This window comes from Micromonospora sp. CPCC 205561 (assembly GCF_036906775.1).
Lineage (GTDB): Bacteria > Actinomycetota > Actinomycetes > Mycobacteriales > Micromonosporaceae > Micromonospora.
This window is the reverse complement of the sequence record NZ_JBAKHV010000068.1, coordinates 1-25,153: the sequence shown is the minus strand read 5'-3', so window position 1 is coordinate 25,153 and position 25,153 is coordinate 1. Positions and strand designations below refer to the sequence as shown.

27 protein-coding genes and 1 pseudogene are annotated in these 25,153 nt (G+C 73.9%); 14 read left to right on the top strand and 14 right to left on the bottom strand.

What is annotated here, in order from left to right; translation table 11 throughout:
- Positions 1-229, top strand: a pseudogene (locus V6V16_RS24955) (hypothetical protein); the annotation flags it as partial.
- A gap of 6 nt (positions 230-235) precedes the next feature.
- Here V6V16_RS24955 and V6V16_RS24950 read toward each other — a convergent pair.
- Genes V6V16_RS24950 through V6V16_RS24940 form a run of 3 tightly spaced genes read right to left on the bottom strand, consistent with a single transcriptional unit; the run spans position 236 to position 3,100 of the window.
- Positions 236-2,293 (bottom strand): amylo-alpha-1,6-glucosidase, encoded by a 2,058-nt coding sequence (locus tag V6V16_RS24950; RefSeq protein ID WP_334565814.1) that lies wholly within the window; start codon positions 2,291-2,293, stop codon positions 236-238.
- On the bottom strand, positions 2,290-2,670 hold the full coding sequence (locus tag V6V16_RS24945) for an SCP2 sterol-binding domain-containing protein (RefSeq protein ID WP_334565812.1): 381 nt from the start codon (positions 2,668-2,670) through the stop codon (positions 2,290-2,292). Before V6V16_RS24945 ends, V6V16_RS24950 begins: the two co-directional genes overlap by 4 nt.
- A gap of 55 nt (positions 2,671-2,725) precedes the next feature.
- On the bottom strand, positions 2,726-3,100 hold the full coding sequence (locus tag V6V16_RS24940; RefSeq protein ID WP_334565809.1) for a DsrE family protein: 375 nt from the start codon (positions 3,098-3,100) through the stop codon (positions 2,726-2,728).
- 12 nt (positions 3,101-3,112) lie between these two features.
- On the opposite strand from V6V16_RS24940, the gene mtfM reads away from it, so the two are divergent.
- Together mtfM and V6V16_RS24930 are read left to right on the top strand one after the other, a co-directional pair.
- A complete protein-coding gene (gene mtfM, locus V6V16_RS24935; RefSeq protein ID WP_267897534.1) occupies positions 3,113-3,217 on the top strand; it encodes a small membrane protein MtfM in 105 nt (34 codons plus the stop codon).
- 350 nt (positions 3,218-3,567) lie between these two features.
- Positions 3,568-4,161 (top strand): FABP family protein, encoded by a 594-nt coding sequence (locus tag V6V16_RS24930; RefSeq protein WP_334565807.1) that lies wholly within the window; start codon positions 3,568-3,570, stop codon positions 4,159-4,161.
- Positions 4,162-4,179: 18 nt separating this feature from the next.
- Here V6V16_RS24930 and V6V16_RS24925 read toward each other — a convergent pair whose 3' ends face one another.
- Positions 4,180-5,028, bottom strand: coding sequence for an aminotransferase class IV (locus V6V16_RS24925; RefSeq protein WP_334565805.1), 849 nt, complete (start codon positions 5,026-5,028; stop codon positions 4,180-4,182).
- A gap of 68 nt (positions 5,029-5,096) precedes the next feature.
- On the opposite strand from V6V16_RS24925, the gene V6V16_RS24920 reads away from it, so the two are divergent.
- From V6V16_RS24920 to V6V16_RS24905, 4 genes are all read left to right on the top strand, one after another.
- Positions 5,097-5,525, top strand: coding sequence for a Fur family transcriptional regulator (locus tag V6V16_RS24920; RefSeq protein WP_334565803.1), 429 nt, complete (start codon positions 5,097-5,099; stop codon positions 5,523-5,525).
- Positions 5,522-6,634, top strand: coding sequence for a CAF17-like 4Fe-4S cluster assembly/insertion protein YgfZ (gene ygfZ / locus V6V16_RS24915; protein ID WP_334565801.1), 1,113 nt, complete (start codon positions 5,522-5,524; stop codon positions 6,632-6,634). Before V6V16_RS24920 ends, ygfZ begins: the two co-directional genes overlap by 4 nt.
- Positions 6,635-6,700: 66 nt before the next feature.
- Entirely contained in the window at positions 6,701-7,543 is an 843-nt protein-coding gene (locus tag V6V16_RS24910; RefSeq protein WP_334565799.1) for a 3-keto-5-aminohexanoate cleavage protein, read from the top strand.
- 95 nt (positions 7,544-7,638) lie between these two features.
- Entirely contained in the window at positions 7,639-8,598 is a 960-nt protein-coding gene (locus tag V6V16_RS24905; RefSeq protein ID WP_334565798.1) for an asparaginase, read from the top strand.
- Positions 8,599-8,673: 75 nt separating this feature from the next.
- On the opposite strand, the gene V6V16_RS24900 is transcribed toward V6V16_RS24905, so the two are convergent.
- Positions 8,674-9,471 (bottom strand): alpha/beta fold hydrolase, encoded by a 798-nt coding sequence (locus V6V16_RS24900; RefSeq protein WP_334565797.1) that lies wholly within the window; start codon positions 9,469-9,471, stop codon positions 8,674-8,676.
- 229 nt (positions 9,472-9,700) lie between these two features.
- Between V6V16_RS24900 and V6V16_RS24895 the strand changes: the two genes are divergently transcribed.
- The 4 genes from V6V16_RS24895 to V6V16_RS24880 all read left to right on the top strand — a co-directional run bounded on the left by V6V16_RS24895 (position 9,701) and on the right by V6V16_RS24880 (position 12,292).
- A complete protein-coding gene (locus V6V16_RS24895) occupies positions 9,701-10,288 on the top strand; it encodes a helix-turn-helix domain-containing protein (protein ID WP_334565796.1) in 588 nt (195 codons plus the stop codon).
- The gene (locus V6V16_RS24890) at positions 10,285-11,022 is read left to right on the top strand and encodes a hypothetical protein (RefSeq protein ID WP_334565794.1); all 738 of its coding nucleotides are present in this window, start codon (positions 10,285-10,287) and stop codon (positions 11,020-11,022) included. The genes V6V16_RS24895 and V6V16_RS24890 overlap by 4 nt, the downstream gene beginning before the upstream one ends.
- A gap of 71 nt (positions 11,023-11,093) precedes the next feature.
- Positions 11,094-11,408, top strand: a complete 315-nt coding sequence (locus V6V16_RS24885; RefSeq protein ID WP_334565792.1) for a DUF2516 family protein — start codon at positions 11,094-11,096, stop codon at positions 11,406-11,408.
- Positions 11,405-12,292: an alpha/beta fold hydrolase gene (locus V6V16_RS24880; protein WP_334565790.1), complete on the top strand. Its 888-nt coding sequence runs from the start codon at positions 11,405-11,407 to the stop codon at positions 12,290-12,292. The genes V6V16_RS24885 and V6V16_RS24880 overlap by 4 nt, the downstream gene beginning before the upstream one ends.
- Before the next feature lie 62 nt (positions 12,293-12,354).
- On the opposite strand, the gene V6V16_RS24875 is transcribed toward V6V16_RS24880, so the two are convergent.
- Positions 12,355-13,068: a nucleotidyltransferase domain-containing protein gene (locus V6V16_RS24875; protein WP_334565817.1), complete on the bottom strand. Its 714-nt coding sequence runs from the start codon at positions 13,066-13,068 to the stop codon at positions 12,355-12,357.
- A 48-nt stretch (positions 13,069-13,116) separates the two neighbouring features.
- On the opposite strand from V6V16_RS24875, the gene V6V16_RS24870 reads away from it, so the two are divergent.
- Entirely contained in the window at positions 13,117-14,031 is a 915-nt protein-coding gene (locus V6V16_RS24870) for an SDR family oxidoreductase (RefSeq protein WP_334565788.1), read from the top strand.
- 21 nt (positions 14,032-14,052) lie between these two features.
- Here V6V16_RS24870 and V6V16_RS24865 read toward each other — a convergent pair whose 3' ends face one another.
- Positions 14,053-15,042, bottom strand: a complete 990-nt coding sequence (locus V6V16_RS24865) for a helix-turn-helix transcriptional regulator (RefSeq protein ID WP_334565786.1) — start codon at positions 15,040-15,042, stop codon at positions 14,053-14,055.
- 85 nt (positions 15,043-15,127) lie between these two features.
- Here V6V16_RS24865 and V6V16_RS24860 point away from each other — a divergent pair, with 85 nt between their 5' ends.
- Positions 15,128-15,919, top strand: a complete 792-nt coding sequence (locus V6V16_RS24860; RefSeq protein ID WP_334565783.1) for an EI24 domain-containing protein — start codon at positions 15,128-15,130, stop codon at positions 15,917-15,919.
- A 14-nt stretch (positions 15,920-15,933) separates the two neighbouring features.
- Here V6V16_RS24860 and V6V16_RS24855 read toward each other — a convergent pair whose 3' ends face one another.
- The 7 genes from V6V16_RS24855 to V6V16_RS24825 all read right to left on the bottom strand — a co-directional run bounded on the left by V6V16_RS24855 (position 15,934) and on the right by V6V16_RS24825 (position 23,826).
- Complete coding sequence (locus V6V16_RS24855) at positions 15,934-16,830, bottom strand: GNAT family N-acetyltransferase (RefSeq protein WP_334565781.1); 897 nt, start codon at positions 16,828-16,830, stop codon at positions 15,934-15,936.
- A gap of 337 nt (positions 16,831-17,167) precedes the next feature.
- Complete coding sequence (locus V6V16_RS24850; RefSeq protein WP_334565779.1) at positions 17,168-18,175, bottom strand: LacI family DNA-binding transcriptional regulator; 1,008 nt, start codon at positions 18,173-18,175, stop codon at positions 17,168-17,170.
- 19 nt (positions 18,176-18,194) lie between these two features.
- The gene (locus V6V16_RS24845) at positions 18,195-19,574 is read right to left on the bottom strand and encodes a GH1 family beta-glucosidase (RefSeq protein ID WP_334565778.1); all 1,380 of its coding nucleotides are present in this window, start codon (positions 19,572-19,574) and stop codon (positions 18,195-18,197) included.
- Positions 19,571-20,404 (bottom strand): carbohydrate ABC transporter permease, encoded by an 834-nt coding sequence (locus V6V16_RS24840; protein WP_334565776.1) that lies wholly within the window; start codon positions 20,402-20,404, stop codon positions 19,571-19,573. The genes V6V16_RS24845 and V6V16_RS24840 overlap by 4 nt, the downstream gene beginning before the upstream one ends.
- Positions 20,401-21,408, bottom strand: a complete 1,008-nt coding sequence (locus V6V16_RS24835) for a carbohydrate ABC transporter permease (protein WP_334565774.1) — start codon at positions 21,406-21,408, stop codon at positions 20,401-20,403. The genes V6V16_RS24840 and V6V16_RS24835 overlap by 4 nt, the downstream gene beginning before the upstream one ends.
- 76 nt (positions 21,409-21,484) lie before the next feature.
- Entirely contained in the window at positions 21,485-22,786 is a 1,302-nt protein-coding gene (locus V6V16_RS24830; protein ID WP_334565772.1) for an ABC transporter substrate-binding protein, read from the bottom strand.
- A gap of 278 nt (positions 22,787-23,064) precedes the next feature.
- Positions 23,065-23,826 carry a maleylpyruvate isomerase family mycothiol-dependent enzyme gene (locus V6V16_RS24825; protein ID WP_334565771.1) on the bottom strand — a complete coding sequence of 254 codons (762 nt, stop codon included), beginning with the start codon at positions 23,824-23,826 and terminating at the stop codon, positions 23,065-23,067.
- Positions 23,827-23,896: 70 nt separating this feature from the next.
- On the opposite strand from V6V16_RS24825, the gene V6V16_RS24820 reads away from it, so the two are divergent.
- The gene (locus V6V16_RS24820; RefSeq protein WP_334565770.1) at positions 23,897-24,988 is read left to right on the top strand and encodes a UDP-N-acetylmuramate dehydrogenase; all 1,092 of its coding nucleotides are present in this window, start codon (positions 23,897-23,899) and stop codon (positions 24,986-24,988) included.
- Positions 24,989-25,153: the final 165 nt, after the last annotated feature.

The following is a 25,153-nucleotide window of genomic DNA, read 5'->3' as shown; positions in this document are numbered from 1 at the left end:
TCCCGAACTGGTCGCCGCGCCCTGCCCCGGCGGCGGCGTCGCCCGCACCGCCCGCGCCGCCGGGGTGCCGGCCCCCGCGTCCCCGGCCGCCGCGCTGGCCCCCACCGCCCGCGTCCCGCTGCTGGACACCCCGCAGGCGTACGCCTACCGGCGCCCCCCGGTGACCGTCGTCGCCGACCTCTCGGGCGACCTGGTCGTCGTCTCCGCCACCAGCGGCTGCGCCGCCTGACGGGGGTCAGTGACCACGCGCGTGGTCGTGCGGCGTGCGGCTGCGGCCGAGCGCGTCGACGTGGCCCCAGCGGCCGGGAATGTCGAGCAGCTCGATCCGCCCCATCCCCTCGGGCAGGGCGGGATCGATGATCAGGTGCTCGCCCTGCGGATCCAGGCCCAGCATCACCCGCAGCAGCAGCAGCGGCGTCCCCGCCGACCAGGCCTGTGGGCTGCACGCGGTGGGGTACTCCACGGGGTACTCGGTGAGGGTCCGCTCGTAGCCGGCGAAGGCCTCCGGTAGCCGCCCGCCGAAGAACCGGGAGGCGGCCAGCATCGCGTCGCAGATCCGCCCGGCCTCCCGGCGGAACCCGTACCGCCACAGCCCCCAGGCGATGATCGAGTTGTCGAACGGCCACACCGTGCCGACGTGGTAGCCGACCGGGTTGTACCGCCCCTGGTCGTCGGCGAGGGTGCGCACCCCCCAGCCGGAGAAGAGCCGCGGGCCCAGCAGGTGCCCGGCCACCTGCCCGGCACGCGACTCGTCGACGATGCCGCTCCAGAGCAGGTGCCCGATGTTCGAGCTGAGCGCGTCCACCTGGCGGCCGTCGGCGTCGAGGGCGAGCGCGTAGTGCTGCCGCTCGGGGATCCAGAAGTCCCGGTTGAAGCGCATCTTCAGCTCGGCCGCCTCCCGTTCCAGCCGGTCGGCGTACGCGGGGTCGCCCCAGATCGTCCGGGCCAGCCGGGCACCGCGGATCTTCGCGTCGTACGCGTACCCCTGGAGTTCGCAGGTGGCGCGCGGAAAGCCGGGCAGCCGGCCGTCGCGGTAGGAGATCGCGTCCCAGGAGTCCTTCCAGCACTGGTTCTGCAACCCGGTCTCCGGGTTGCGGGTCTGATACCAGAGGTATCCGGTGCCGAGCAGGTCCCCGTGCGTGTCGATCCAGGCGAGCGCGGCGCGGGCCTGGGCCTCCAGTTTCCGGGCGAGGCGGGCGTCACCGGTCCACCGCTCGTACTCGTCGAGAAGGATGACGAAGAGCGGGGTCGAGTCGGCCGAGCCGTAGTAGGGCGAGTGGGGCTGCTCCTCGAAGCCCGCCGTCTCGCCGTAGCGCAGCTCGTGCAGGATCTTCCCCGGCTCCTCGTCCCGGAAGTCGTCGACGCGGTGCCCCTGGAGACCGGCCAGGATCATCAGCGTCGGCGGGACCAGCTCCGGCAGGAAGGGCACCAGCTGGAGCGAGGTGATGATGCTGTCCCGCCCGAAGAGGGTCATGAACCACGGCAGCCCGGCCGCCAGCAGGCGTACGCCGAGGGTGATCGACTCGTAGCGGAGCGCCGCCAGGTCCTTGAGGCTCTGCCGGTACGCACCGGCGAGCGGCTGGCAGTCGCAGCCGAGCTTCGGCGCCCGGGCGATCAGCTCGTTCTGATCGGCCCGGATCGCGTCGGGGCCGCGACTGCCGGCGTGCAGCGGCAGGTTGGCCCGGATGTCCTCGCCCCGGGCCCCGTACACGAGGGTGGAGACGTGCAGCCGCGTGCTCCACTCGCCGTGCGGCCCGACGCGGACCTGGAAGGTCATGCCGGAGACCTCGATGTGCGCGGGCGCGCTGGTGGTGATCACCGTCTCGCGGTGGAACCCCTCCCGGCGGTAGGCGAGACGCAGTTCGTCGTCGCCGACGGTGGCGCTGGTGTGGCCCTGCTTGTGCCGGACATGCTTGATCTCGAACAGGTCCGCGAAGTCGGCGGCCATGTCGAGGTGGACGACGAACTCGACCTCCTCGCCGGCGTGGTTGAGCAGGGTGAGTTCCTCCTCCAGGCCGCTGCTGATCGCCCGGGTGCGGATCACCGACACCTTCGCGTCCAGGTAGTGGGTCGGCTCGCCGGGGACGAGGAAGAACCGGGTGCGGAAGGACTCCGCGGCGTCGACGGAGAGGGCGTGCAGCCGCTCGCCGTCGAGGGTCAGCAGCCAGGTGGAGAGGAAGCGGGTGTCGAAGGAGAAGAGCCCGGTCGGGAAGTCGATGGACGGTTCGATGTCGCCTCGGCCGTCGCTGACCAGGAAGGTGTTCCCGTCCAGGATGCTGACCAGATCCTTCACCGCAGCCGCCCGACCTGGGCGCGGGCGACCTCGCGGGGGTCCCGCGTGCCGGGCGGATCGGGGAAGAACCGGCGGAAGGCCAGGAAGAGCACCACGTCGCCGCTGAAGCTGCTCTCGTTGCGCAGCACCGACGAGATCGCCTGGGCCCGGCCGGTGGCGAGCTGGTCGAACTGCTCCTCGCTGGTGTACCAGATGGCGTCGGCCGGCCCCCGGTTGCGGCTCACCTCGATCTCGCCCGGCTGGAGGTGGACGAGCCAGTGGACCGTGTGGCTGCCGCGCGAGAGGTCGATCTGCATCGTCCCGGCGACCGGGCCGCGCAGCACCTCCGGGGCGCGCGCCGGCAGTGATTCGAAGAACCGCTCCGTCGCCTCGGTCACCCTCGAATCGTAGGCATCCGCCTGACCTGTCGGGCCGGTATCGCCGGGGCGACGGTCAGTAGACCAGGGCCTGGGCCCCCTCGGCCGTCGCCTCCTCGACGAACACCGCGGCTCCGGCGATCCGGACGCCGGGCAGCACGTCGTCGGGCCCGATCTCCCGCCGCGCGGCGCACTGGGTGCAGGCGGTGACCGTGCCGGCCGTGAGGATCACGTGCAGCAGCTCGGCCAGCGGGGCCGAGTGCGGCAGCTCGAACTCCTGCGCCCGGCCCGGCAGCGCGAACCAGGTCGACTCCCCGGTGAGCCAGAGAGACACCGGCACCCCCGCGGCGACGGCGGTGGCGGCGACGGTGAACGCCTGGGCGCACCGCTCCGGGGCGTCCGCGCCGGCGGTGGCCTTGACGACGAGAGTGCGGGCCATGGGGCCCAGCATAGGATGGTCGTGATGGTTACCGAGATCGGGTTCGTCAGCCTGCTGGTCGCCGGCCTGGGCGCGCTCGCCGGTGGCCTGGTCTACCTGGCCGTACGCATATCGAGAGGACGTTGGTGAGCGCGAGGAGTGAGCCGGTTCTGCGAGCCCCGCAGTCGCGAACGAGGGTGGCCCGGTGAGCGCGAGGAGTGAGCCGGTTTTGCGAGCCCCGCAGTCGCGAACGAGGGTGGCCCGGTGAGCGCGAGGAGTGAGCCGGTTTTGCGAGCCCCGCAGTCGCGAACGAGGGTGGCCCGGTGAGCGCGAGGAGTGAGCCGGTTTTGCGAGCCCCGCAGTCGCGAACGAGGGTGGCCCGGTGAGCGCGAGGAGTGAGCCGGTTTTGCGAGCCCCGCAGTCGCGAACGAGGGTGGCCCGGTGAGCGCGAGGAGTGAGCCGGTTTTGCGAGCCCCGCAGTCGCGAACGAGGATGACCCGGTGAGCGACGAGAACCCCTTGCAGCCGCCGCCGTGGCTGAACGCGCCGCCGGTCGATCCGTACCCCTACGAGGAGAGCCACGACCTGCGGGTCGGCCCGAAGCTGCACCCGGCGCTGGACGGCCTGCTGCCGTACGTCGGGGTGTGGCGGGGCCGGGGCCGGGGCGGCTTCCCCACCATCGAGGACTTCGACTTCGCGCAGGAGATCCGGATCAGCCACGACGGCCGGCCGTTCCTGTCCTACGAGTCGCGCGCCTGGCTGCTCGACGAGCAGAGCCGGCCCGTCCGCCCCGCGGGTCGTGAGGTCGGCTGGTGGCGGCCGGTGATGGACGGCGACCGGGTCACCGACGAGCTGGAGGCGCTGATGACCGTCCCCACCGGGGTGATGGAGCTGCACATCGGCAGGCGCAAGGGCACCCAGATCGAGTTCGTCACCGACGCGGTGGTCCGCACGTCGACCGCCAAGGAGGTCACCGCCGGGCACCGCCTCTTCGGCATCGTCGAGGGCGCGCTGCTCTACGCCCAGGAGATGGCCGCCCTGGGGCACGGACTCTCGCCCCACCTCTCCGCCCGCCTCACCCGGGTGGCCGGCTGACCCCTCCTCCGCCCCGGATCACGGGTGCGGGAAGGCCAGCAGCGCCCGGAGGGCGGGCGTGTGGGGGGAGCGGCGCAACGGGACCGCGTCCAGGGTGCGGATCTCCGCGAGGCCGCGCACGGAGGACGTGAGCCAGGCCCCGTCGGCGGTACGCAGCCCGGCCGGGGTGACCAGCCGCTCGTCCGCGCGCAGGCCCAGGTCGGCGGCGTGGGCGAGCAGCCAGGCGGCGGTGACGCCGGGCAGGATGCCGGTCTCGGCGGCGGGCACCGCGCAGAGGGTCTCGCCGGTCAGCCACACCAGGTTGGCGGTGGGACCCTCCAGGGCGTACCCGTCGGTGGAGACCCAGAGCGCGTCGTCCACCCCGACCCGGGCGGCCCAGCGGCGGGCGGCGGTGCTCGCCGCGTACGAGGTGGACTTGACCCCGGCCGGCAGCCAGTCGAGTTCGGCGCGGACCCGCGCCGCGACGCCGAGCGGCAGCGTCGCCACGGCGATCCCGTCCCGGCGGGCGGCCCGGGCCGCCGCCGGCACCTCGCCCAGCGTGGCGTAGACGGTGGGGGTTCCGCCGCCCTCCGGCCCCCGGGTGCAGACCAGCCGCAGCGCCCCCTCCACCTCGGCGGGCCAGCCGGCGCTGACGGTCTCCAGCAGCTCGACGAGCACCTCGGCGGCGGGCAGCGGCAGCTCGACGGCCGCCGCCGCGCGGGCCAGCCGGGCCAGGTGCGCGTCACGCAGCCAGGGCCGTCCGTCGCGCAGGTGCATCGTCTCGAAGAGGCCGTCGCCGTGCAGTACGCCCCGGTCGTCGCCGCGCAGCACCGGCTCCCCGGGCGGCACCAGCCCGCGCCCCGGCACGGCGATCCTCGACGCCACCATGACCGCCGAGCGTAGCGGCGACCGGTCGGCGGGGCGGCGGACGCGGCGCGACGAACTATGATCGGACGGTGTCCGAATCATCCCTCGCGGAAATGCTCCGCGCCCGTGGGCTGCGGCTGACGGCGCAGCGGCAGTTGATCCTCCAGGCCGTACTCGACCTGGGGCACGCCACCCCGGAGCAGGTGCACACAGCCGTGCGGGAGGTGGCCGCGGGGGTCAACATCACCACCATCTACCGCACGCTGGAGCTGCTGGAACGGCTCGGCCTGGTAACCCACACCCACCTCTCGCACGGCTCGCCGACCTACCACACCGCCGGCGAGGACCAGCACGTCCACCTCGTCTGCCGGGGGTGCGGGAAGATCGACGAGATCGATCCGGCGCTGCTCCGTCCGCTGGCCGAGCAGTTGGCGAGCCAGCGCGGGTTCCGGGTGGACATCGGCCACGTCTCGTTCTTCGGGGTGTGTCAACAGTGCGAGGACGGGGACCGGAAATGATCGACATCGCGGGCGCGGTGAGCGTCGAGAGCATCGACGAGGCCAGCCGTGACCAGCCCGAGCCGGCGCACGCGGCGGCCGGCGTCCGCCCGGTGGCGGCGCACTACGGCGACCCGATGCGCGAGCAGCGCACCCTCGACACGGCGGTCGGCCTGGTCGACCGCTCGCACCGGGGTGTCGTCGCGGTGCCGGGGGAGGAGCGGATCGGCTGGCTGCACACCCTCACCAGCCAGCACCTGACGCAGCTCGCCGCCGGTCAGGGCACCGAGCTGCTGGTGCTCTCCCCGCACGGGCACGTCGAGCAGCACGCCATGGTGGCGGAGGACGGCACCACCACCTGGCTCGACACCGAGCCGGGCGCCACCGGGGGGCTGCTGTCGTACCTGGAGCGGATGCGGTTCTTCAGCAGGGTCGAGCCGCGCGACGTGACGCCGGAGCACGCGCTGCTCTCCCTGGTGGGGCCGGCGGCCCTCGACGCGGTGGCGACGCTCGGCGTGACCGGGCTGGCCGCTCCCGACGTGGTCGCGGTGCCGGGCCCGAAGTTCCGCGCCGGCGAGTTGCCGCCGCGCCCGACGGTGCTCTACGACGTGCGTCCGCTGCCCGGGGGCGGCTGGGCCCGCCGGGGCCCGCTGGGGGTGGACCTGCTGGTGCCCCGGGCCGCGACGGAGCAGGTGGCCGCCCAGTTGCGGGGCAGCGGGGTGCCGGTCGCCGGGCTCTGGGCGTACGAGGCGGTGCGGGTGGCCGCCCGGCGGGCCCGGGTCGGGGTCGACACCGACCACCGGACGATCCCGGCCGAGGTCGACCTGGTCGCCCCGGCCGTGCACCTCGACAAGGGCTGTTACCGGGGCCAGGAGACGGTGGCCCGGGTGCACAACATGGGCCGCCCGCCGCGTCGGCTCGTACTGCTGCACCTGGACGGGGTGACCACCGACCAGCCGCCGGTGGCCGGCACGCCGGTGACCCTCGACGGCCGGGCGGTCGGCTTCGTCGGCACCGCCGTGCACCACCACGAGCTGGGCCAGGTCGCCCTGGCCGTGGTCAAGCGCAACGTCGCCGACGACGCCCGGCTCCTGGTGGGCGAGACCGCCGCGGCGATCGATCCGGCGTGAGGACCCCTTCCCGGCCGCCGGTCGGGGACGTCGACCGGTCCGATCGGGGCGTCTAGGATCGCCCGCATGACGACAGGGACGTTGATCACGGTTGCCCCCACCGGCGCGGAGTCGGCGAAGGCCGAGGTGCCGGCGCTGCCGGTAACGCTCGACGAGCTGCTGCTGACCGCCAAGGAGTGCGAGGCGCTCGGCGCCGCCGTGATCCACGTCCACATCCGCGACGACGAGGTGCGGCCGACCCTGGACCAGGGGCGGCTGCGGGAGACGGTGGCGGCGCTGCGGGAGGGCACCGACCTGATCGTGCAGCTCTCCTCCGGGGGCGCGGTGACCGACCCGGAGGCCGACCGGCTCGCTGTGCTCGACGCCGTGCCGGACATGGCCTCCTGCACGATGGGCACGCTCAATTTCGGTGACGACGTCTTCCTCAACCGCTGGGAGTTCATCGTCGACCTGCACACCCGCATGCAGGAACGCGGCATCGTGCCGGAGTACGAGATCTTCGACCTCGGCCACCTGACCGCCCTGCAACGCCTGCTCGGCAAGTACGGCCTGCCGGCCGGCGGGCACGTGCACGTCGACTTCGTGATGGGCGTGCCGGGCGGCATGCCGGGCACCACCTCGGCGCTGGTCGCCGCCCACCAGGCGCTGCGGGACCTGCCCGAGGGCACCACCTTCTCGGCCACCGGCATCGGCCGCAGCACCATCCCGGTCATGCTGGCCTCGCTCTCGGCCGGCGGGCACCTGCGGGTCGGCATGGAGGACACGGTGACCTATGCCAAGGGGCGCCCCGTCGAGTCCAACATGCAGCTCGTCGCCCGGGCGGTCGGCTTCGCCCAGCTCGCCCAGCGGCCGCCGCTGACCACCGCCGAGGCGCGTGGGCTGCTCGGCGTGCCGGCCGCCGGCCGGTAAGCGGCGGCCCGGCCGGCGCTGCTGTACGGCGCGCCGTCGCCGGCCCGCTCACCCGCCCGCCGGGTGCGCCCGAGGGGGCCGGTACCGTCCACCCTGTGGGAAAGACGTACGAGGGCGGCGCGCCGCTCGCCGAGGTGGTCCGGTCGGGGTTCGTCGAGGGCGTGCACCGGGGTTCGGTGGTGGTGCTCGACGCCGCCGGCGCGACGGTGGCCGCCGTCGGGGACGCGACCTCCCCGATCTTCCCGCGCTCGTCCAACAAGCCGATGCAGGCGGTCGGAATGCTCCGCGCCGGGCTGACGCTCGCCGATCCCGCCGACGTGGCGCTGGTCTCGGCCAGTCACGCCGGGGAGGAGTTCCACCTGGCCCGGGTCGGCGCCCTGCTGGCCCGTGCCGGGCTGGACGCGTCGGCCCTGCGCTGCCCGCCCGATCTGCCGGTGAGTGACGAGGCCCGGGCGGCCGTGCTGCGGGCCGGTGGCGGTCCCACCCGTACGCAGATGAACTGCTCCGGCAAGCACGGCGGGATGCTGCTGACCTGCCTGGCGGCCGGCTGGCCGCTCGACGGGTACCTGCGGCCGGAGCACCCCCTCCAGCAGCGGCTGCGGGCGGCCGTCGAGGAGTTCACCGGGGAACGGGCCGCTGCTGTGGGGGTGGACGGCTGCGGGGCCCCGGTGCACGCCGTCTCGCTGACCGGCCTGGCCGGGGCGTACCTCCGGCTGGTCTCGGCGGAACCCGGCTCCGTGGCGCGGACGGTGGCCGACGCGATGCGCGCCCACCCCGACGTGGTGGGCGGCACGCGGGCCGACGACAGCCGGGTGATGCGGGGGGTCCCCGGCCTGCTCGCCAAGATCGGCGCCGAGGGCGTCCTCGCCTCGGCGGTGCCCGGGGTCGGGGCGGTCGCGCTCAAGATCGATGACGGCGCGGGGCGGGCCCGGATGCCCGTGCTCGTCTCGGCCCTGCGCCGGCTCGGCGTGGACGCCCCGGTGCTGGCCGAGTACGCCGAGGCGCCGCTCTTCGGCGGCGGCCTGCCGGTCGGCGCCGTACGCGCCCTCTGGTGACCCACCCCGCCCGCCGCGACGACGTTCAGGGGGCGCACGCCCGGCCGGGGAGGCCCGCCGGCGGCTCGGCGGGGTTCAGGGGAGGAAGTCGAGCAGAGCGGCGTTGACCGGGGTCGGACGCTCCAGCGGCAGCAGGTGTCCGGCCGCCGGCACGTCCGGCAGGCGGACCGCGCCGGGCGCCTCGGCCGCGATCCGGTCGGCGAGCCGGCTGATGTCGGGCACGTCGGCGGCCCCGGCGCCGACCAGGACGGGCATCCGCAGGTCGCCGAGGCGCCCGACGGCGGGCGGGTCGAGTTCGGCGACGTCGACCGCGCTGAGCGCCAGCTCGGCGGCGAGCGCCCGCTGGTCCATCTCGTGGGCGAAGGCGAGCAGCTCCGGGTCGACGTCCGCGGGCTCGCGGCCCGGGCCGACCACCCAGAAGCGCACCTCACCGGCGGCCTGCTGGGCGAAGTCCTCCGGATCGACGTCGCCCACCAGGCTGTCCCAGAGGTCGTTCGCCTCCTCGGACCACTCGTGGCCCGAGACGGCGGTGCCGAGGAGCGCGAGTGCGGTCACCCGCTCCGGGTGGGCCAGGGCGGTGTCGACCGCCACGGCGCCGCCGAAGGAACAACCCACCAGGGCGGCCCGGGGGATGTCGAGCGCGTCGAGCAGGCCCGCCACGTCGTCGTGGTGCGCGAACGGGGCCGGCGGCAGCTCCGAGTCCCCGTAGCCGCGCAGGTCGAGGGCGATCACCCGGTGCCGCGCGGACAGTGGGCCGAGCTGCTCCCGCCACATCCGGCGGTCGGCGATGCCGGCGTGTAGCAGGACGACGGGCGTGCCGCCGCCGGCGTCGTCGTACGCGAGCAGGGCGCCGTTCACCTCGATCTTGGTCACGGCGGAAAGGTACGCAGCCGCGCTCGGAGGCGCAACCACCCGGGGAACGGGCGGGTGGCACCGGGGTGCCGGCGGCGTCGCCGGAGCTCGGCGACCGTGCCGGGCGATCCGGACCGCCGCTCCGGGGGCGTTCGGGCCACCGGGCGGGACGCGACCGGGAAATGAGACGTCGCTAACTCCCGCTAGCACTTTGCTTGCAGGAGCTAGCAGGGCGCGTTAGCGTCTGGGCATGGCCACTGGTAAGGACCTTCCCGACGTCGGCGGGTTCATCCGCGACCTGCGCCGCAACGCGAAGATCTCGCTCCGGCAACTCGCCGAGCAGGCGGGGGTCAGCAACCCGTACCTGAGCCAGATCGAGCGCGGCCTGCGCAAGCCCAGCGCCGAGGTGCTCCAGCAGCTCGCCAGCGCGCTGCGGGTCTCCACCCCGGCGATGTACCTGCGGGCCGGGCTGCTCGACGACAAGGAGGGCCAGGGCGTGCTCGCGGCCATCTCCGTCGACCCGGACCTGACGATGGCACAGAAGCAGTCGCTCACCCAGATCTACGAGACGTTCCGGCGGGAGAACGCCCGGCTCGCCGAGGCTACGGCGGCGCCCGGCGCGACGCCCGCCGCCGGGCCCCCGGCCGAGCCCGATCCGGTCGAGGCGGCGCCCGACCTGGCCAACCTCGCCGCCACGGGTCCCACCACGCCGCAGGGCACCCCGACCGAGGCCGTCCTCGAGTCGGTCGCCGTCACCGAGGCCGGTTCCGCCCCCGCCCCGACGACCCACACCCCCGTGAAGAAGGCCGCCGACGCGGCCGAAGAGGAGAAGCGATGACCCAGCCGAAGACCAACCGCATCCCGGCCCCGATCTACGCCGCCGCCGGCGCCGGCGAGCTCGCCCTGCAGCAGCTGCGCAAGCTCCCCGCCGTGGTGACCGACCTGGGCACCAGGGTCGTCGCCGACCTGGGCGGCAAGGCCGTCGTCACCGGCGTCGAGCTGCGCCAGAAGGCCAACGACACGCTGCGTACGGCGAACCTGACCGCCGTTGGCCTGCGGGAGAAGGCAGTCCCGGCCGAGCTGGAGCTGAAGCGCCTGCGCGAGGTCGCCGACCTCGACAGGCTGCGCGTGGTCGCCGACCTGGAGAAGCTGCGCGAGGCGGCGGCCCGCAACGCCGCCGTGGTGGTCGCCGGCGCCCAGGCCGCCCAGGAGCGGGCGCAGGCCGCGTACGTCGCGCTGGTCGCCCGGGGCGAGCGGGTCGTCGGTGCCGGCGTGCTGGAGGCCGCGGAGACCGTGAACGCCGACATCGAGGCGACCCGGGCGCAGCCGGCCGAGGCCGTCGCGAAGCCGGCCACCGTGGAGCCGGCCCGCCCGGCCGCCGCCGAGGTGCCGACCCCGGCCGCGACCGAGGTGCCGACCCCGGCCGACGTGGCCGAGGTCCTGGAGGCCAAGCCCGCCGCCGCGAAGAAGGCGACCCGGGCTCCCCGGGCCACCGCCGTCACCGAGGCCGCCGCGACCCCGTCGGAGAAGCTGCCCCGGGCCACCAGGCGGACCCGTCCGGCCGCCGAGTAGTCCGTCCGTGCCGCGGACCCCGGATGCGTCCTGTCGGACGTACCCGGGGTCCGCGGCATAAGCTTGCCGTCATGGCCTACGCCGCGCCGCTCTTCGCCTTCGAGGTTCGCTGGGTGATCGAGCTGATCCTGCTCGTCTTCGCGCTGATCGTGCAGGGCATCGCCCTGGTGCACGCCATCACCCAGCGTTCCGACGCCTTCACCGCTATCGGCACCCTGCCCAAGGGGGGCTGGATCGGCATCCTGGCCGTCTGCCTGGTGCTGACCCTGCTCGGCTTCGGCCCGATCAGCCTCTTCGGACTGATCGGCATCGCCGCCGGCCTGATCTACCTGCTCGACGTCCGGGTGGGGCTGCGCGACCTGAGTGACGGCAAAGGGTTCTGGTGAGGGGTTTCCGCTGGCCGCCCCCGCCGGACGGCGGGCCCCGCACCTGGGGTCCCGGGCCGGGCGCCCCGCGTACCGGCCGGCCGTCCCTGCCGGAGCCGGAGACCGACCTGGTGACCACGCCGCACGGCGTACGCCTGGAGCAGCTCTTCACCGGGTCGGGCGCTCCGGTGACGGTCTTCGCGCACGGCCTGGGCAACGGCATCGCCACCACCCGGCCGTTCGGCAGCGGGGTGACGGGCCGCAAGCTGTTCTTCCAGTTCCGCGGCCACGGCCGCTCCGACGCGCCACCCGGCCCTTGGAGCTACCTCGACCTCGCCCGTGACCTGCGCGCGGTCGCCGACCTCGGCGGCGCCACCCGGGCCTTCGGCGCCAGCCTCGGGGCGGGCGCGCTCTGCCGGCTGCTCGCCGAGAGTCCCGAGCGCTTCGAACGGCTGGTCTTCTTCCTCCCCGCGGCGCTGGACCGACCGCGCGGCGAGGTCGCCCGGGCCCGGCTGACCGCGCTGTTCGACGCGGTGGAGAGCGGCGACGCCTCCGCCGTGGCCGACGTGGTGCAGAACGAGCTGCCGCCCGCCGTGCGCAACACCCCGGCCGGCTGGGCCTACCTGCGCCAGCGGCTCGACCAGCTGCTGCGCGACGGGCTCGCACCGGGGCTGGCCGACCTGCCCGGGCAGGCGCCGCTGCGCGAGGCCGGGGTGCTGGCCGCGGTCACCGCGCCCGCCCTGGTGATCGGTTGCGCCGGCGACGACCTGCACCCGGTCGAGGTGGCGGAGCGGCTCGCGGCCGCGCTGCCCCGGGCCACCCTGCACGTGTACGACCGGCCCGGCGTCCTCTGGACGGAACGCGCCGATCTGCGGAGCCGGATCTCCGCCTTCCTGAACGAGTGACGTGCCCACGGCTTGCCGACTGACCCGGCGCGGGGTCGGGCGGTGGCGCGGCGGGCGCGCGGTCAGCGGGCCGGCGGCAGGTGGGCGGCGCGTACGTCGAGCAGCCAGCGCTCCACGGTGACCTCGTCCGGGCGGTCCGGCAAGGGGGTGCGGATCCGGTCGAAGTCCCGTTCCGCCTCGGCGATCAGCGCCCGGGCCTCGTCCAACGCGCCGCCGGCGACCCGCTCGCCGAAGCCGCGGAACCACTCCGGGGCGGCGAGCCGGATCTCCAGCACCCCGGTGGCGTAGAGCAGCCGGCCCTGGTGCACCAGGCGGGCCAGGTGCCGGGCGTGCTTGGCAGTACGCCGTCGGGTGTCGGCGGAGAACGTGCCGTCGCCCCGGGACTCCAGCCTGCGGAACTGCTGGGCGGCGTAGCCCAGGTAGGCGTCGCGGACGCGGGCCGCGCTGAGGAAGGCCGAGCGGATGGCGACCAACCGATCGCCGAACTCCGTACGGGTCTCGTAGCAGTCCTCCGGCAGCCAGGCCAGCTCGGTGGCGGTCGGGTTGCCGCTCAGCGCCAGGCGGCACCACTTCGCCGCCTCGTGCAGGGTGACGTCCGGGCCGGTGGTCACCACCGACTCGCGGGGCGGGCGCAGGCCGTGGAACGCGACCGTGGGCGCGGCGAAGACGCCGATCCGGTCGAGGTCGGAGCCCGGCCCGGCCAGGCCGTACGCGACCGAGCCGACGATGCCGGAGAGCAGCAGGTGCATGCCGCGAGCATGCCTGACGGCACGGATCCGTGAAACCGGACTTCGGCTGTCAGGTATCGCTGACAGGCTCGCCGCATGACGAAACCGCTGACAGGAAAGATCGCGCTCGTCGCCGGGGCGACCCGGGGCGCCGGCCGGCAGATCGCGGTCCAGCTCGGCGCCGCCGGCGCCACGGTCTACGCCACCGGCCGCAGCAGCCGGGCCGGCCGCTCCGAGATGGACCGGCCGGAGACCATCGAGGAGACCGCCGAGCTGGTCACCGCCGCCGGCGGCACCGGCATCGCCGTCCGGGTCGACCACCTCGTCTCCGAGGAGGTCCGCGACCTCGTCGCCCGGATCGACGCCGAGCAGGGCCGCCTCGACGTGCTGGTCAACGACATCTGGGGCGGCGACCCGCTGACCACCTGGGAGAAGCCGGTCTGGGAGCAGCCGCTGGAGGCCGGTTTCCGCAGCCTGCGCCTGGCGATCGACACGCACATCATCACCTGCCACCACGCGCTGCCGCTGCTGATCCGCCGCCCGGGCGGCCTGGTGGTGGAGATCGGCGACGGCACGCGGGAGCACAACGACGCCACCTACCGGCTCTCGGTCTTCTACGACCTGGCCAAGATCTCGGTCAACCGGCTGGCGTTCAGCTGGGCGCACGAGCTGAAGCCGCACGGCTGCACCGCCGTCGCGCTCACCCCCGGCTGGCTGCGCTCCGAGGCGATGCTGGAGCACTACGGCGTCACCGAGGAGAACTGGCGCGACGGCGCCGCCACGGAACCACACTTCGTCATGTCGGAGACGCCGGCCCTGGTCGGGCGCGCGGTGGCCGCCCTGGCCGCCGACCCGGAGCGGGCCCGCTGGAACGGCGAGTCGCTCGACAGCGGCGGCCTGGCCCAGGTGTACGGCTTCACGGACCTGGACGGCACCCGGCCGCACTGGGCGCGCTACCACACGGAGGTGGTGCTGCCCGGCCTGCCGGCCGACGACACCGGCTACCGCTGAGCCGAAGCGGCCGCCGGTCCGCTACGCCGGCCCGCGCCCCGGGCCGGCGTAGCGGCGAGCCATCCGTCGTGCCGCCTCGGCCAGCCGCGCCCGCAGCTCGGGCGGGTCGAGCACCTCCGCCTCGGGGCCGAGCGCGAGCAACTGCTGGTACGCGACGTCGACGGACTCGACGGGCAGCCGGGTCAGCACCCAGCCCTGCCCGTCGGGCCCGTCGGCGGCGGCGACCGCCTCGTCGTACGCGAAGGGGGCGTCGGCCAGGTGCCGGAGCTGGCGCAGGCCGGCGGGGCTGAGCCGGACGGTGGCCCGCTCCCGCAGGACGCCGCGCTGGAACGCCTCGGCCTGCTCCCGCCAGTACGCGGCCAGGTCGAAGCGCCCGTCCCGGTCGAAGGTCTCCGCGCCCACCTCGACGCCGGTCACCCGGTCCACCCGGTAGGTGCGCACGTCGTCGCCGACCCGGCCGACGAGATACCAGACGCCGTTCTTGAGCACCAGCCCGTACGGCCGCACGGCGCGCGTCACCTCGCGGTCGCCGCGCCGGTAGCCCAGCTCGACCACCCGGTCCCGCCAGACCGCGCCGGCCAGCTCCGTCAACCACGGCGGCGGCCCCGCCTCCCGGAACCAGCCCGGCACGTCCAGGTGGAACCGCTGACCGGTGCGGGCCGGGGCGTCCCGCAGCGTGGGCGGCAGCGCGGCCAGCACCTTCAGCTCGGCCGCCGCCACCGCGTCGGCGAGCCCCATGTCGCCGGCGGGCCCCGGTAGCCCGGCCAGGAAGAGCGCCTCGGCCTCGTCCCGGGTCAGCCCGGTCAACCGGGTCCGGTAGCCGCCGAGCAGCCGGTAGCCGCCCGCGCGACCCCGGTCGGCGTAGACCGGCACCCCGGCGGCGGAGAGCGCCAGCACGTCCCGGTAGACGGTCCGCTCGGAGATCTCCAGTTCCCGTGCCAGCTCCGCCGCGGTCATCGTCTCCCGCGCCTGGAGCAGCAGGACCAACGAGATCAACCGGGCCGCGCGCACGCGTCCATCCTGCCGGGACCCTCGGCGTCCCCGGACGGGCCCGCCCGGCGGCGCCCCTCGACCGGGGCCACTAGGCTCTGCGGTCGTGAACGCACCCCACCTCGCCGCGCCCGTGACCGGTGCCGCCGGCCGGTTCTTCACCGGCGTGGGCCTGCTCCTGCGCGGCTTCGGTCTCTACGTCCGCAGCCCCGGGCTGATGCTGCTCGGCGTTCTACCGGCGCTGCTCTCGGGTGCGCTCTTCGTGACCGCGTTCGCCACCCTGGCGTACTTCGTGGACGACCTGGCCGCGCTGGTCACGCCGTTCGCCGACGACTGGTCGGAGACCGCGCGGAGCCTGGTCCGGGTGATCGCCGGGCTGGCCTTCCTCGGCCTCGGCGGCCTGCTCGCGGTGGTCAGCTTCACCGCGGTCACCCTGGTCGTCGGCGACCCGTTCTACGAGAAGATCTCCGAACGCGTCGAGGAGCGCCTGGGCGGCACCCCCGGGGCGGTCGAGGTGCCGTTCTGGTCGTCGCTGCGGCGCAGCCTCGCCGACTCCGTACGGCTGGTGGGTCTGTCGGTCCTCTTCGGCATCCCGCTCTTCGTCGCCGGCTTCATCCCGGTGGTCGGCCAGACGGTGGTGCCGGTGATCGGCGCGGCGGTCGGCGGCTGGCTGCTCGCCGTGGAGCTGGTCGGCGCGCCCTTCTACCGGCGCGGGATGCGGCTGCCCGACCGACGGCAGCACCTCAAGGCGGACCGGCCGACCACCCTCGGCTTCGGGGTGGCGGTCTTCGTCTGCTTCCTGATCCCGCTCGGCGCGGTGCTCGTCATGCCGGCCGCCGTCGCCGGGGCGACCCTGCTGGCCCGCCGCTCGCTCGGCCAGTCCGTCAGGGAGGGCTGACCGCCGGGCGGCCGTCAGGGCGTCTCGCGCAGGCAGGACCAGCTCGACCCGACCGGGCGGTAGCCGAGCCGGACGTTGACCGCCAGCATCGGCGCGTTCGCCTCGTCGTTCGACGTGTAGGCGACGCGTACCCCGTTGGCGGCGGCGCGGTGCAGCGCCGCCGTCTTGACCAGGCGGGCCAGGCCGCGCCCCCGGTGCTCCGGCAGCGTGCCGGTGTAGTCCGACCACATCCGGTCGCCGTCGCGCTTGACGAGGCTGAAGGCCACCACCTCGCCGCCGGCCTCGGCCGCCGTGCTGGCCGCGCGGTCCAGGCCCAGGTTGTCCCAGACCTCGCTGCGCCAGCTCTCGTAGCTGATCGCGTCGGCGGGCACGTCCTCCGGCTCGTCGGCCGCCGCCGCCGTCTCTGCCAGGTAGACCCGGCGCGGGTCGACGTCGGTCAGCGGGAGCAGCCGTACGCCCGCCGGCGGCTGCGGCATCGGCGGGGCCGGCGACAGGTCCAGTGCCGAGTAGCGCAGCTCCCGGCTCGGCGTGAAGCCGTGCCGGCGGGCGAACGGCAGCGACTCCGGCAGCGCCCAGGTACGCACCCGGCGCGCCCCGATCTCCCGCAGGTGCCCCAGCGCGGCGGTCAGCAACGCGGTGCCGGCGCCCCGGCCCCGGTGTCCGGGGTGGACGTGCAGCGTGGAGATCTCCCCGACGTCCGGTTCCGAGGTCCGGTCGTTGCGGTACGCCGAGACCCAGCCCACGACCGTGTCCTGCACCTCGACGACGTACGCGGTCCAGTCCTCGCCGGGCGGGGGCTGGGCGATCATCCGCCGGGTCGACTCGACGCCGCGCACCAGGTAGGGGTGCACGATCGCGCGCAGCGCCACCACCGCGGGCGCGTCGTCGGGGCGGGCGGTCCGGATCCGCACGTCAGTTCCCCGCCCGTACGGCGACGGCCTCGGCCTCGGCGACGTCGGGGAGGGCGGGTACGCGGTTCAGCCGGGTCGATGCGGTCACGGCGGCGACGCTACCGCCGGATGCGATCGCCGCCAACGAGTTTCGGCCGCCGGCCGAGGCCGGTCGCGGCTGCCGGCTACCGAACCGCTCCGCGGGCGAGGGGGTCGTGCGACGCTTTCGAGCTGAGTCGTCTGTGACATCAGACGGTGGGTGCCCGGGCCGCCGCCGCGGCACCGGACGGCTCTGAATCGTTGACGACATCAGCTCGAAAGCGTTCGGCGCGTGGATCCGCCGCCGGCCGCCGGCCGGTCAGGCCGACTCGCGGACGACCAGCTCGGTGGGGAGCACCACCGCCTGCTCGATCGCCTCGCCGGCGGCCAGCCGCAGCAGCAGCCGGGTCATCTGCCGGCCCAGCTGCAAGATCGGCTGGCGGACGGTGGTCAGCGGCGGCTCGGTGTACGCGGCCGTCTCGATGTCGTCGAAGCCGATCACCGCCACGTCGTCCGGCACCCGCCGCCCCGCCTCGCGGAGCGTACGCAGGGCGGCGTGCGCCATCAGGTCGGAGGCGGCGAAGACGGCGTCCAGGTCGGGGTGCTCGGCGAGGAGCTGCCGCATCGCCGTCGCGCCCGACTCGCGGGTGAAGTCGCCGGTCGCCACCAGCTCCGGCAGCCCGGCCTCGGCGACCGTGTTCCGGTAGCCGGTGAAGCGCTCGATGCCGGCCACCATGTCCTGCGGCCCGGCGATGGTGGCGATCCGGCGGCGTCCGCCCTCGATCAGGTGCCGCACCGCCGTGGTGACCCCGCCGACGTGGTCCACGTCGACGTAGGGCACGTCCGCGCCGTCGAGTGGCCGGCCGCTGCACACGACCGGGATGCCCAGCCGGGCGAGCCGGCCGGGCAGCGGGTCCTCGCCGTGCAGCGAGGCGAAGAGCACCCCGTCGACGTGCCGTCCGGTGGTGTACCGCTCGACCCGGTCGTGCCCGGCCGGCGAGCCGGCCAGCATCAGCACGAGCTGCTTGTCGGCGGCCTCCAGCTCCTGCGCCGCGCCCCGGATGATCCCGGGGAAGACCTGGTCGTCGGAGAAGACCCGGGTGGCGGCCTCGGGCAGCACCAGGGCGACCGAGTCGGTCCGCTGGGTGACCAGGCTGCGGGCGGCGAGGTTCGGTACGTACCCCAGCTCCGCCACCGCCTGGCGGACCGCCTCCCGGATGGGTTCGGCCACGGTGGTGGAGCCGTTCACCACCCGGGACACGGTGGCCCGCGAGACACCCGCCCGCCGAGCCACCGCCTCCAGCGTCGGACGCTGTGCCGTCGTCATCCCCGTTACCACCGCCTCGTCACAGCCCGTTCCGGGAGATCACCTCCTGGTACCACCGGGCACTGGACTTCGGTGTGCGTCGCTGCGTCAGGTAGTCGACATGGATGATCCCGAACCGTCGACGGTAGCCCTCTGCCCACTCGAAGTTGTCCAACAACGACCATACGAGATAGCCCCGCAGGTCCACTCCCCGGGAGATCGCTTCGTGCGCGGCGCGCAGGTGCCCGTCGAGGTATTCGATCCGGTCGGCGTCCACGACCTGCCCGACGGCGTCCGGGGCGTCCGTGCCGGGCTTGTCGGGGAACGCCGCGCCGTTCTCGGTGATCATCAACGGCACGCCCGGGTAGTCCGTGGCGATCCGTTCCAGCAGCCGGGTCAGCCCGGCCGGTTCGATCATCCAGCCCATGTCGGTCAGCGGCCCGGTCGGCGGAAGGAACTCCACCGTGCCGTCGGTGCCCGGATAGGCGCTGCTGCCCGCGCCGCCCGGCCGGCCGGCGACGTAGGTGGGCGCGTAGTAGTTGAGCCCGAGCAGGTCGACCGGGGCGGCGATCAGCTTCTCGTCGCCGTCGCGCAGGAACGTCGGCTCGACGATGCGGGCCACGTGCTCCAGCACGTCGTCGGGGTAGGCCGCCCGCAGCAGCGGGTCGAGGAAGATCCGGTTGTGCAGGCCGTCGACAAGCCGGGCGGCTGCCGCGTCCGCCGCGCTCTCCGGGTCGGCGGGGCGCACGTCGGCCGGGTTGACGGTGACGCCCACGGTCTGCGCGCCGGCCGCGCGCAGCGCGCGGGCCGCCAGGCCGTGAGCGAGCAGCAGATGGTGTACGGCGGCGAAGGCCGCCCCCGCGTCCCGCTCGCCGGGGGCGTGCACCCCGTTGCCGTAGCCGAGGTAGGCCGAGCACCACGGCTCGTTCAGCGTGGTCCAGGTGCGGATCCGGTCGCCCAGCCGGCCGTGCACCGCCGTGGCGTACGTGGCGAAGTGCTCGGCGGTCTCCCGGTTGGTCCAGCCGCCCCGGTCCTGGAGGCTCTGCGGCAGGTCCCAGTGGTAGAGCGTGACGATGGGGTCGATGCCCCGCGCCAGCAGCGCGTCCGTGAGCCGGTCGTAGAAGTCCAGGCCGCGCGGGTTGACCGGGCCGGTGCCGTCCGGCTGGATGCGGGGCCAGGCCACCGAGAAGCGGTACGCCTTCAGCCCCAGCTCCGCCATCAGCGCCACGTCGTCGGCGTACCGGTGGTAATGGTCGCAGGCCACGTCGCCGGTGTGCCCGTGGTGGACCTTGCCCGGCGTACGGCTGAAGGTGTCCCAGATCGACGGGCCGCGGCCGTCGTCGGTGGCCGCGCCCTCGATCTGGTACGCGGCGGTGGCCGCGCCCCAGACGAAGTTCTCGGGGAATCGCAGAGTGCTCACGCCTTGACCGCACCTTCCATGATGCCGCCGATGATCTGGCGGCCGAACAGGACGAAGACCAGCAGCAGCGGGAGGGTGGCGATGGCCGTCCCGGTGAACACCTGGGACATGTCCGTGTAGTACCCCTCCGAGAGGGTACGCAGAGCCAGCTGCACGGTCGGGTTCTCCGGGTCGTTCAGGACAGCGTACGGCCAGAGGAAATCGTTCCAGGTCGTCATGAACGTCAACAGCCCCAGCACGGCGGCGGCCGGGCGCAGCGCCGGCAGCACGACGTTCCAGTAGATCCGCGCGGTGCCGCAGCCGTCCATCCGGGCCGCCTCGATCAGCTCGTTGCTGACCGCCTGGCCGGCGTACTGCCGCATCATGAACACCCCGAAGCCGGTGACCAGGGCCGGCACGATCACCGCCGGCAGCCGGTCGTTCCAGTTCAGCTTCGTCATCAGCATGTAGAGCGGGATGACGCCGAGCTGGGTGGGCACCATCATGGTCGCGATGATCACCATGAGCAGCGCGTTGCGGCCCCGGAAGCGCAGCTTGGCGAAGGCGAAGCCGGCCAGCGTGGAGAAGAAGACCACCGAGAGGGTGACCGTGGTCGCCACGATCGCCGAGTTCACCAGCCCGGTGACGAAGTACGCGTCGGTGTTGCCGAGCAGCCGGGAGATGTTGGCGCCGAGATTGCCGCCGGGGGTGACCGGGGGCGGGAGCTGGCCCATCGCGTCGTTGGAGCGGCTCGCCACCACGAACATCCAGTAGATCGGGAAGATCGACATGATCCCGGCGGCGATCAGCGCGGCGTAGGTGAGCCGGCTGGCGGCCCAGAGGCGGGTCATCGCGGTCCTTCCTTCGACTTCGCGTCCTGCCTCGGCCTGCCGTTGCCGAGCCGGCGCAGGAGCAGCACGTTGACCGCCGCGACGACCGCGATCAGCGCGAAGAGCAGCCACGCCACCGCCGAGCCGTACCCGAAGTTGTAGTGGGGCGCGAAGGCGTTCTCGAACATGTACATGGTCACGGTCTGCGACTCCCGCAGCGGTCCGCCCCGGATGGGGTTGGTGCCGGAGTGGAAGAGCCGGGGCTCGGTGAAGAGCTGGAGCCCGCCGATGGTGGAGATGATGACGGTGAAGATGATCGTCGGCTTGAGCAGCGGCACGGTGATCGACCAGAACTGCCGGGCCCGGCCGGCGCCGTCGATGGCCGCGGACTCGTACAGGTCGCGCGGGATGGCCTGCATCGCGGCCAGGAAGATCAGCGCGTTGTAGCCGGTCCACCGCCAGTCCACCATCGCGGAGATGGCCACCCAGGACGCGAACCGGTTCGACTTCCACTCGATCGCGTCGATGCCGACCAGGTCGAGCACCCAGTTCACCATGCCGAACTCGCGGCCGAAGAGCACCCCGAAGACGATCGCGACCGCGGCGGTCGAGGTGATGTTCGGGATCAGCACCGCCATCCGGAACGTGGTCCGGGCCCGCAGCTGGCGGTTGAGCAGGTTCGCCAGCCAGAGCGCGGCCAGCAGCTGCGGGATGGTGGAGATGACGAAGATGCCGAGGGTGTTGACGACGGCGTGCCAGAAGTCGGCGTCGGCCAGCAGCCGGCTGTAGTTCTCCAGGCCGACGAACGGGTGGTTGCTGCCGAGCAGGTCCCAGTCGTGCAACGAGACCCAGAACGTGTAGATCAGCGGGTACACCCCGAACACCGCGAAGAGCACGAAGAACGGGGCGATGAACAGGTAGGGCGAGAACTTCGTGTCGAGGCGGCTGAACCGCGCCGCCGGCGGACGCCGGCCGGTGCGGGGCGCCGGCGCCACCGGCGGGCGCGCGTCGAGCTGGACGGTCATGCCCGGACCACTCCTTTCCCGGGTGCGGGCGGGATCGGCGCCCCCGGCGCCACCCGCCCGCACTCCCTCGCTCGGGCTACTTGGCGGCGGCCTTCTTCGCGTTGTTGACCGCGTCCGTCCAAGCCTGTTCGGGGTTGCGCTTGCCCAGCTCCACCGTCCGGACGGCGTTCTCGACCTCGGTGCGGACGGCCTGGTTCTTCGGCCCCATGTAGACGGGCTTGAGGGTTTTGGCGCCCTCGCCGAAGATCTGCCCCACCGGGGCGTCGGAGAAGTACGCGTTCTTCGCGTCGACGATCGCCGGGTCGGCCAGCGCCTGCGGCGAGGAGGGCAGGGGGCCCTTGGCCTTGAACGCCCCGATCTGGCCCTTGGCGCTGGTCAGGAACTTCGCCAGCTCGATCGCCTCGGCCCGGTGCTTGCTCTGCGCGGGCACGGCGAGCCACGAGCCGCCCCAGTTGCCGCCGTTGCCCGGCACCCGGGCGATGTCCCACTTGCCCTTGGCCTCGGCGCCGGCGTTGCCCTCGATGACGCCGGTCATCCAGGCCGGGCAGGCGATGGTGGCGAACTTGGCCTGCTTGAAGGCGGAGACCCACTCCTCGGACCAGGAGCCGTACTTGCCGGAGAGGCCCGAGTCGACGATGTCCATCGTGGTGTCCCAGGCCTGCCGGACGGCCGGGTTGCTGTCGACCACCAGGTTGTCGCTGGTGTCGTAGTAGTGGTAGCCCTGCGCGTTGCCGGCCGTCTGGAGCACGACGGTGTTGAAGATGTTCGTCGCGGCGTCCAGGAACGCGGCGCCGGTGTTTTTCGCCTTGAACTGCTCGCCGACCTTGATGTAGTCCTGCCACGTCGGCCAGAGCTTCGACACGGCCTCGCGGTCGGTGGGCAGTCCGGCCTTGGCGAACAGGTCCTTGCGGTAGCACATCGCCATGCCGCCGACGTCGGTGCCCAGGCCGATCAGCTTGCCGTCCTTGGTCTTCCCGCCCTCCCACTTCCACTCCAGGAAGTTGCTCTGGAGTTCGGCCCCGCCGTGGTCGAGGAGGTTGACGAAGTTGTCGGGGTTGGCCTTGTACTCGACCATCAACCCCTCTTCGATGGCGACGATGTCGCCGGCGCCCTTGCCGGCGGCGAGCCACTGGGTGAGCTTGGGCGAGTAGTCGTCGAGGTTGGTGCCGGTGCCACGCTCCACGATCTTCACGTTCGGGTGGCTGGCCATGTATTCCTTGTAGAGCTCTTCGTAGCCGAACTGGCTGAACACGTCCACGGTCAACGTGATCTTGCCGCCCTCGGCGGGTTCGTCGCCGGCGCAGCCGGTGGTGGCGAACAGCGCGGTGGCGGCGACGAAAGCGACCGCCGCAAGGCGGCGGCGCGGAAAGACACCCATTTCTGTCGGACCCCTCTCAGGTCGTCTGAGGTGGTGAGGCAGGTGGTGGAACAGAGCTGAGAGAGCGCTCTCACGACAGGGTGGTGGTTGGCCCCGCCACTGTCAAGAGAGCGCTCTCTGCCGCCCGCCGGTCCGCCCTCCCGGCTCCCGGCCCCGGCCGACCCCCGGAACGTGGCCCGGGAACGCCGAGAGGGGCCGCCTGTGCCGGGGCGGCCCCTCTCGGTCGGTACGTCTCGTTGGCGCGGAGCCCTCGGGGCCCGGCTCCGCGCGGCGGCGGATCAGCCGACGCGCAGACCCTCCAGCAGGCTGCGGTCGCCGGCCACGTCCAGCGTGTCCAGGCCGACCCGCCCCCAGAGCGCCAGCAGCAGGTCGCTCGCGGTGCCGCTGACCTGCGCCCGCGCGTGGTGGTCGTCGTGGTCGAAGATGGTGGCGGTGTCGAGCAGCGCCACGCCCTCGCCGCGCAGCCGGAGGAACCACTCCTGGCCGGCGTCGGAGGCGGAGAGCTGCACCACTCCGTGCCACTCGCCGGGGGTGCGGCGCCGGCCGGCCGGCAGCCAGGTGTCCAGCACCTCGCTGACCCCGTCGGCGGCGAGCTTCGCCTCGACCGGGTCGCCGGCGCCGATCGCGAGCTGGGCGTCCCAGCGGTGCACCGCGGTCTCGTGCGCCATCCGGCGCGGCCAGAATCCCGCCCTCTTCGGCTGCGGTGCCCAGTTCCAGGCCGGGGCCTCGGGATCCAGGGCGTCGAGGAGGACCATCAGCTGGTCGTACGCCTGCTGCCAGAGCTGGAGCGGGGCGACGCCCGGCTCCGGCTCGGCGGCCTCGGACCGGCCGGGCGGCGGGGTGGCCTCGCCCGTGCCGACGAACGAGTGCACCCAACGGTAGAGGCCGGTGAGATGCAGGGTGAGGTCGGCGACGGTCCAGCCGGGACAGGACAGCACCGGTGTCTCCGGCGGCGCCTCGGCGGCGGCCGCGGCGAACGCCGGGCCCTCCGCCCGGAGCGCTCCCAGCCAGAAGTCCTTGCTGCCGTGCAGTCTGTTCATCGCCATCCTCCCGGGGGTGACCGGGCCACCAGTGGGCGCCGCGGCTACCCCTCAGCCTAGGGTGAAAGGCGTGTCAGACGTCTACGCCCAGCCGACAACCGGAACCGAACGCGCCGCGACGTGCGAACTGGCGCGATACACGACATTGCGCCTGGGTGGCCCGGCCGGACGGGTGGTCACCGGGGCCGACGCCGACGGGATCGTGCGGGCGGTGCGGGAGGCGGAGGAACGCGACGAGCAGGTCCTGCTCCTCGCCGGCGGCAGCAACGTGGTGATCGGCGACGCCGGCTTCCCGGGCACGGTGGTCCTGGTGCGCTCGCGCGGGCTGCGGGTGGTCGCCGAGGACGCCGACACCGTCACCGTACGCGTGGAGGCCGGGGAGCCCTGGGACGACCTCGTCGCCACCACCGTGGCCAACGGCTGGTCCGGCCTCGAGTGCCTCTCCGGCATCCCCGGCTCGACCGGCGCCACCCCGATCCAGAACGTCGGCGCGTACGGCCAGGAGGTCGCCGAGACCATCACCGGCGTGCAGGTCCACGACCGGGCCGAGGGGACCACGGGGCGGATCGCCGCCGCCGACTGCGGCTTCGCCTACCGGAGCAGCGTCTTCAAGTACAGCGACCGCTGGGTGGTGCTCTCCGTCGACTTCCGGCTCGCCCGCTCCCCGCTCTCCGGCCCGGTGCGCTACGCCGAGCTGGCCCGGGCGCTCGGCGTGGGGGTGGGGGACCGGGTGCCGCTGGCCGACGCCCGGGCCGCGGTGCTGCGGCTGCGCGCCGGCAAGGGCATGGTGCTCGACGCGACCGACCCGGACACCCGGTCGGTCGGCTCGTTCTTCACCAACCCGGTGCTGGACCTGGCCGCGTACGAGCTGCTGCGGGAGCGCGCCGCCGACATCGGCGAGCCGCCGGCCTGGCCGGGCGCGGGTGACGTGGTGAAGGTCAGCGCGGCCTGGCTGATCGACAAGGCCGGCTTCGGCAAGGGGCACCCCGGGCCGGAGGGCGTCGCCATCTCGGGCAAGCACACCCTCGCCCTGACCAACCGCAGCGGCACCGCCAGCAGCGCCGCCCTGGTCGAGCTGGCCCGGGAGATCCGCGACGGCGTCCACCACCGCTTCGGCGTCACCCTCCACCCCGAACCGGTCCTCGTCAACTGCACCATCTAACCCCCTGCCCTCTCTCCTCCCCTCCCCCCTCTCCCCCCCTCCCACCCCCCGCTCCCCCGCCCCTCCCGCCCCCTCCCGCCTCCCGCGGTCTTGCACTTTGGGCCCCGCCATACCTGGCATTCGACGCACTCCACGGGGGCCGAAGCGCAAGATCGACGCGGCGGG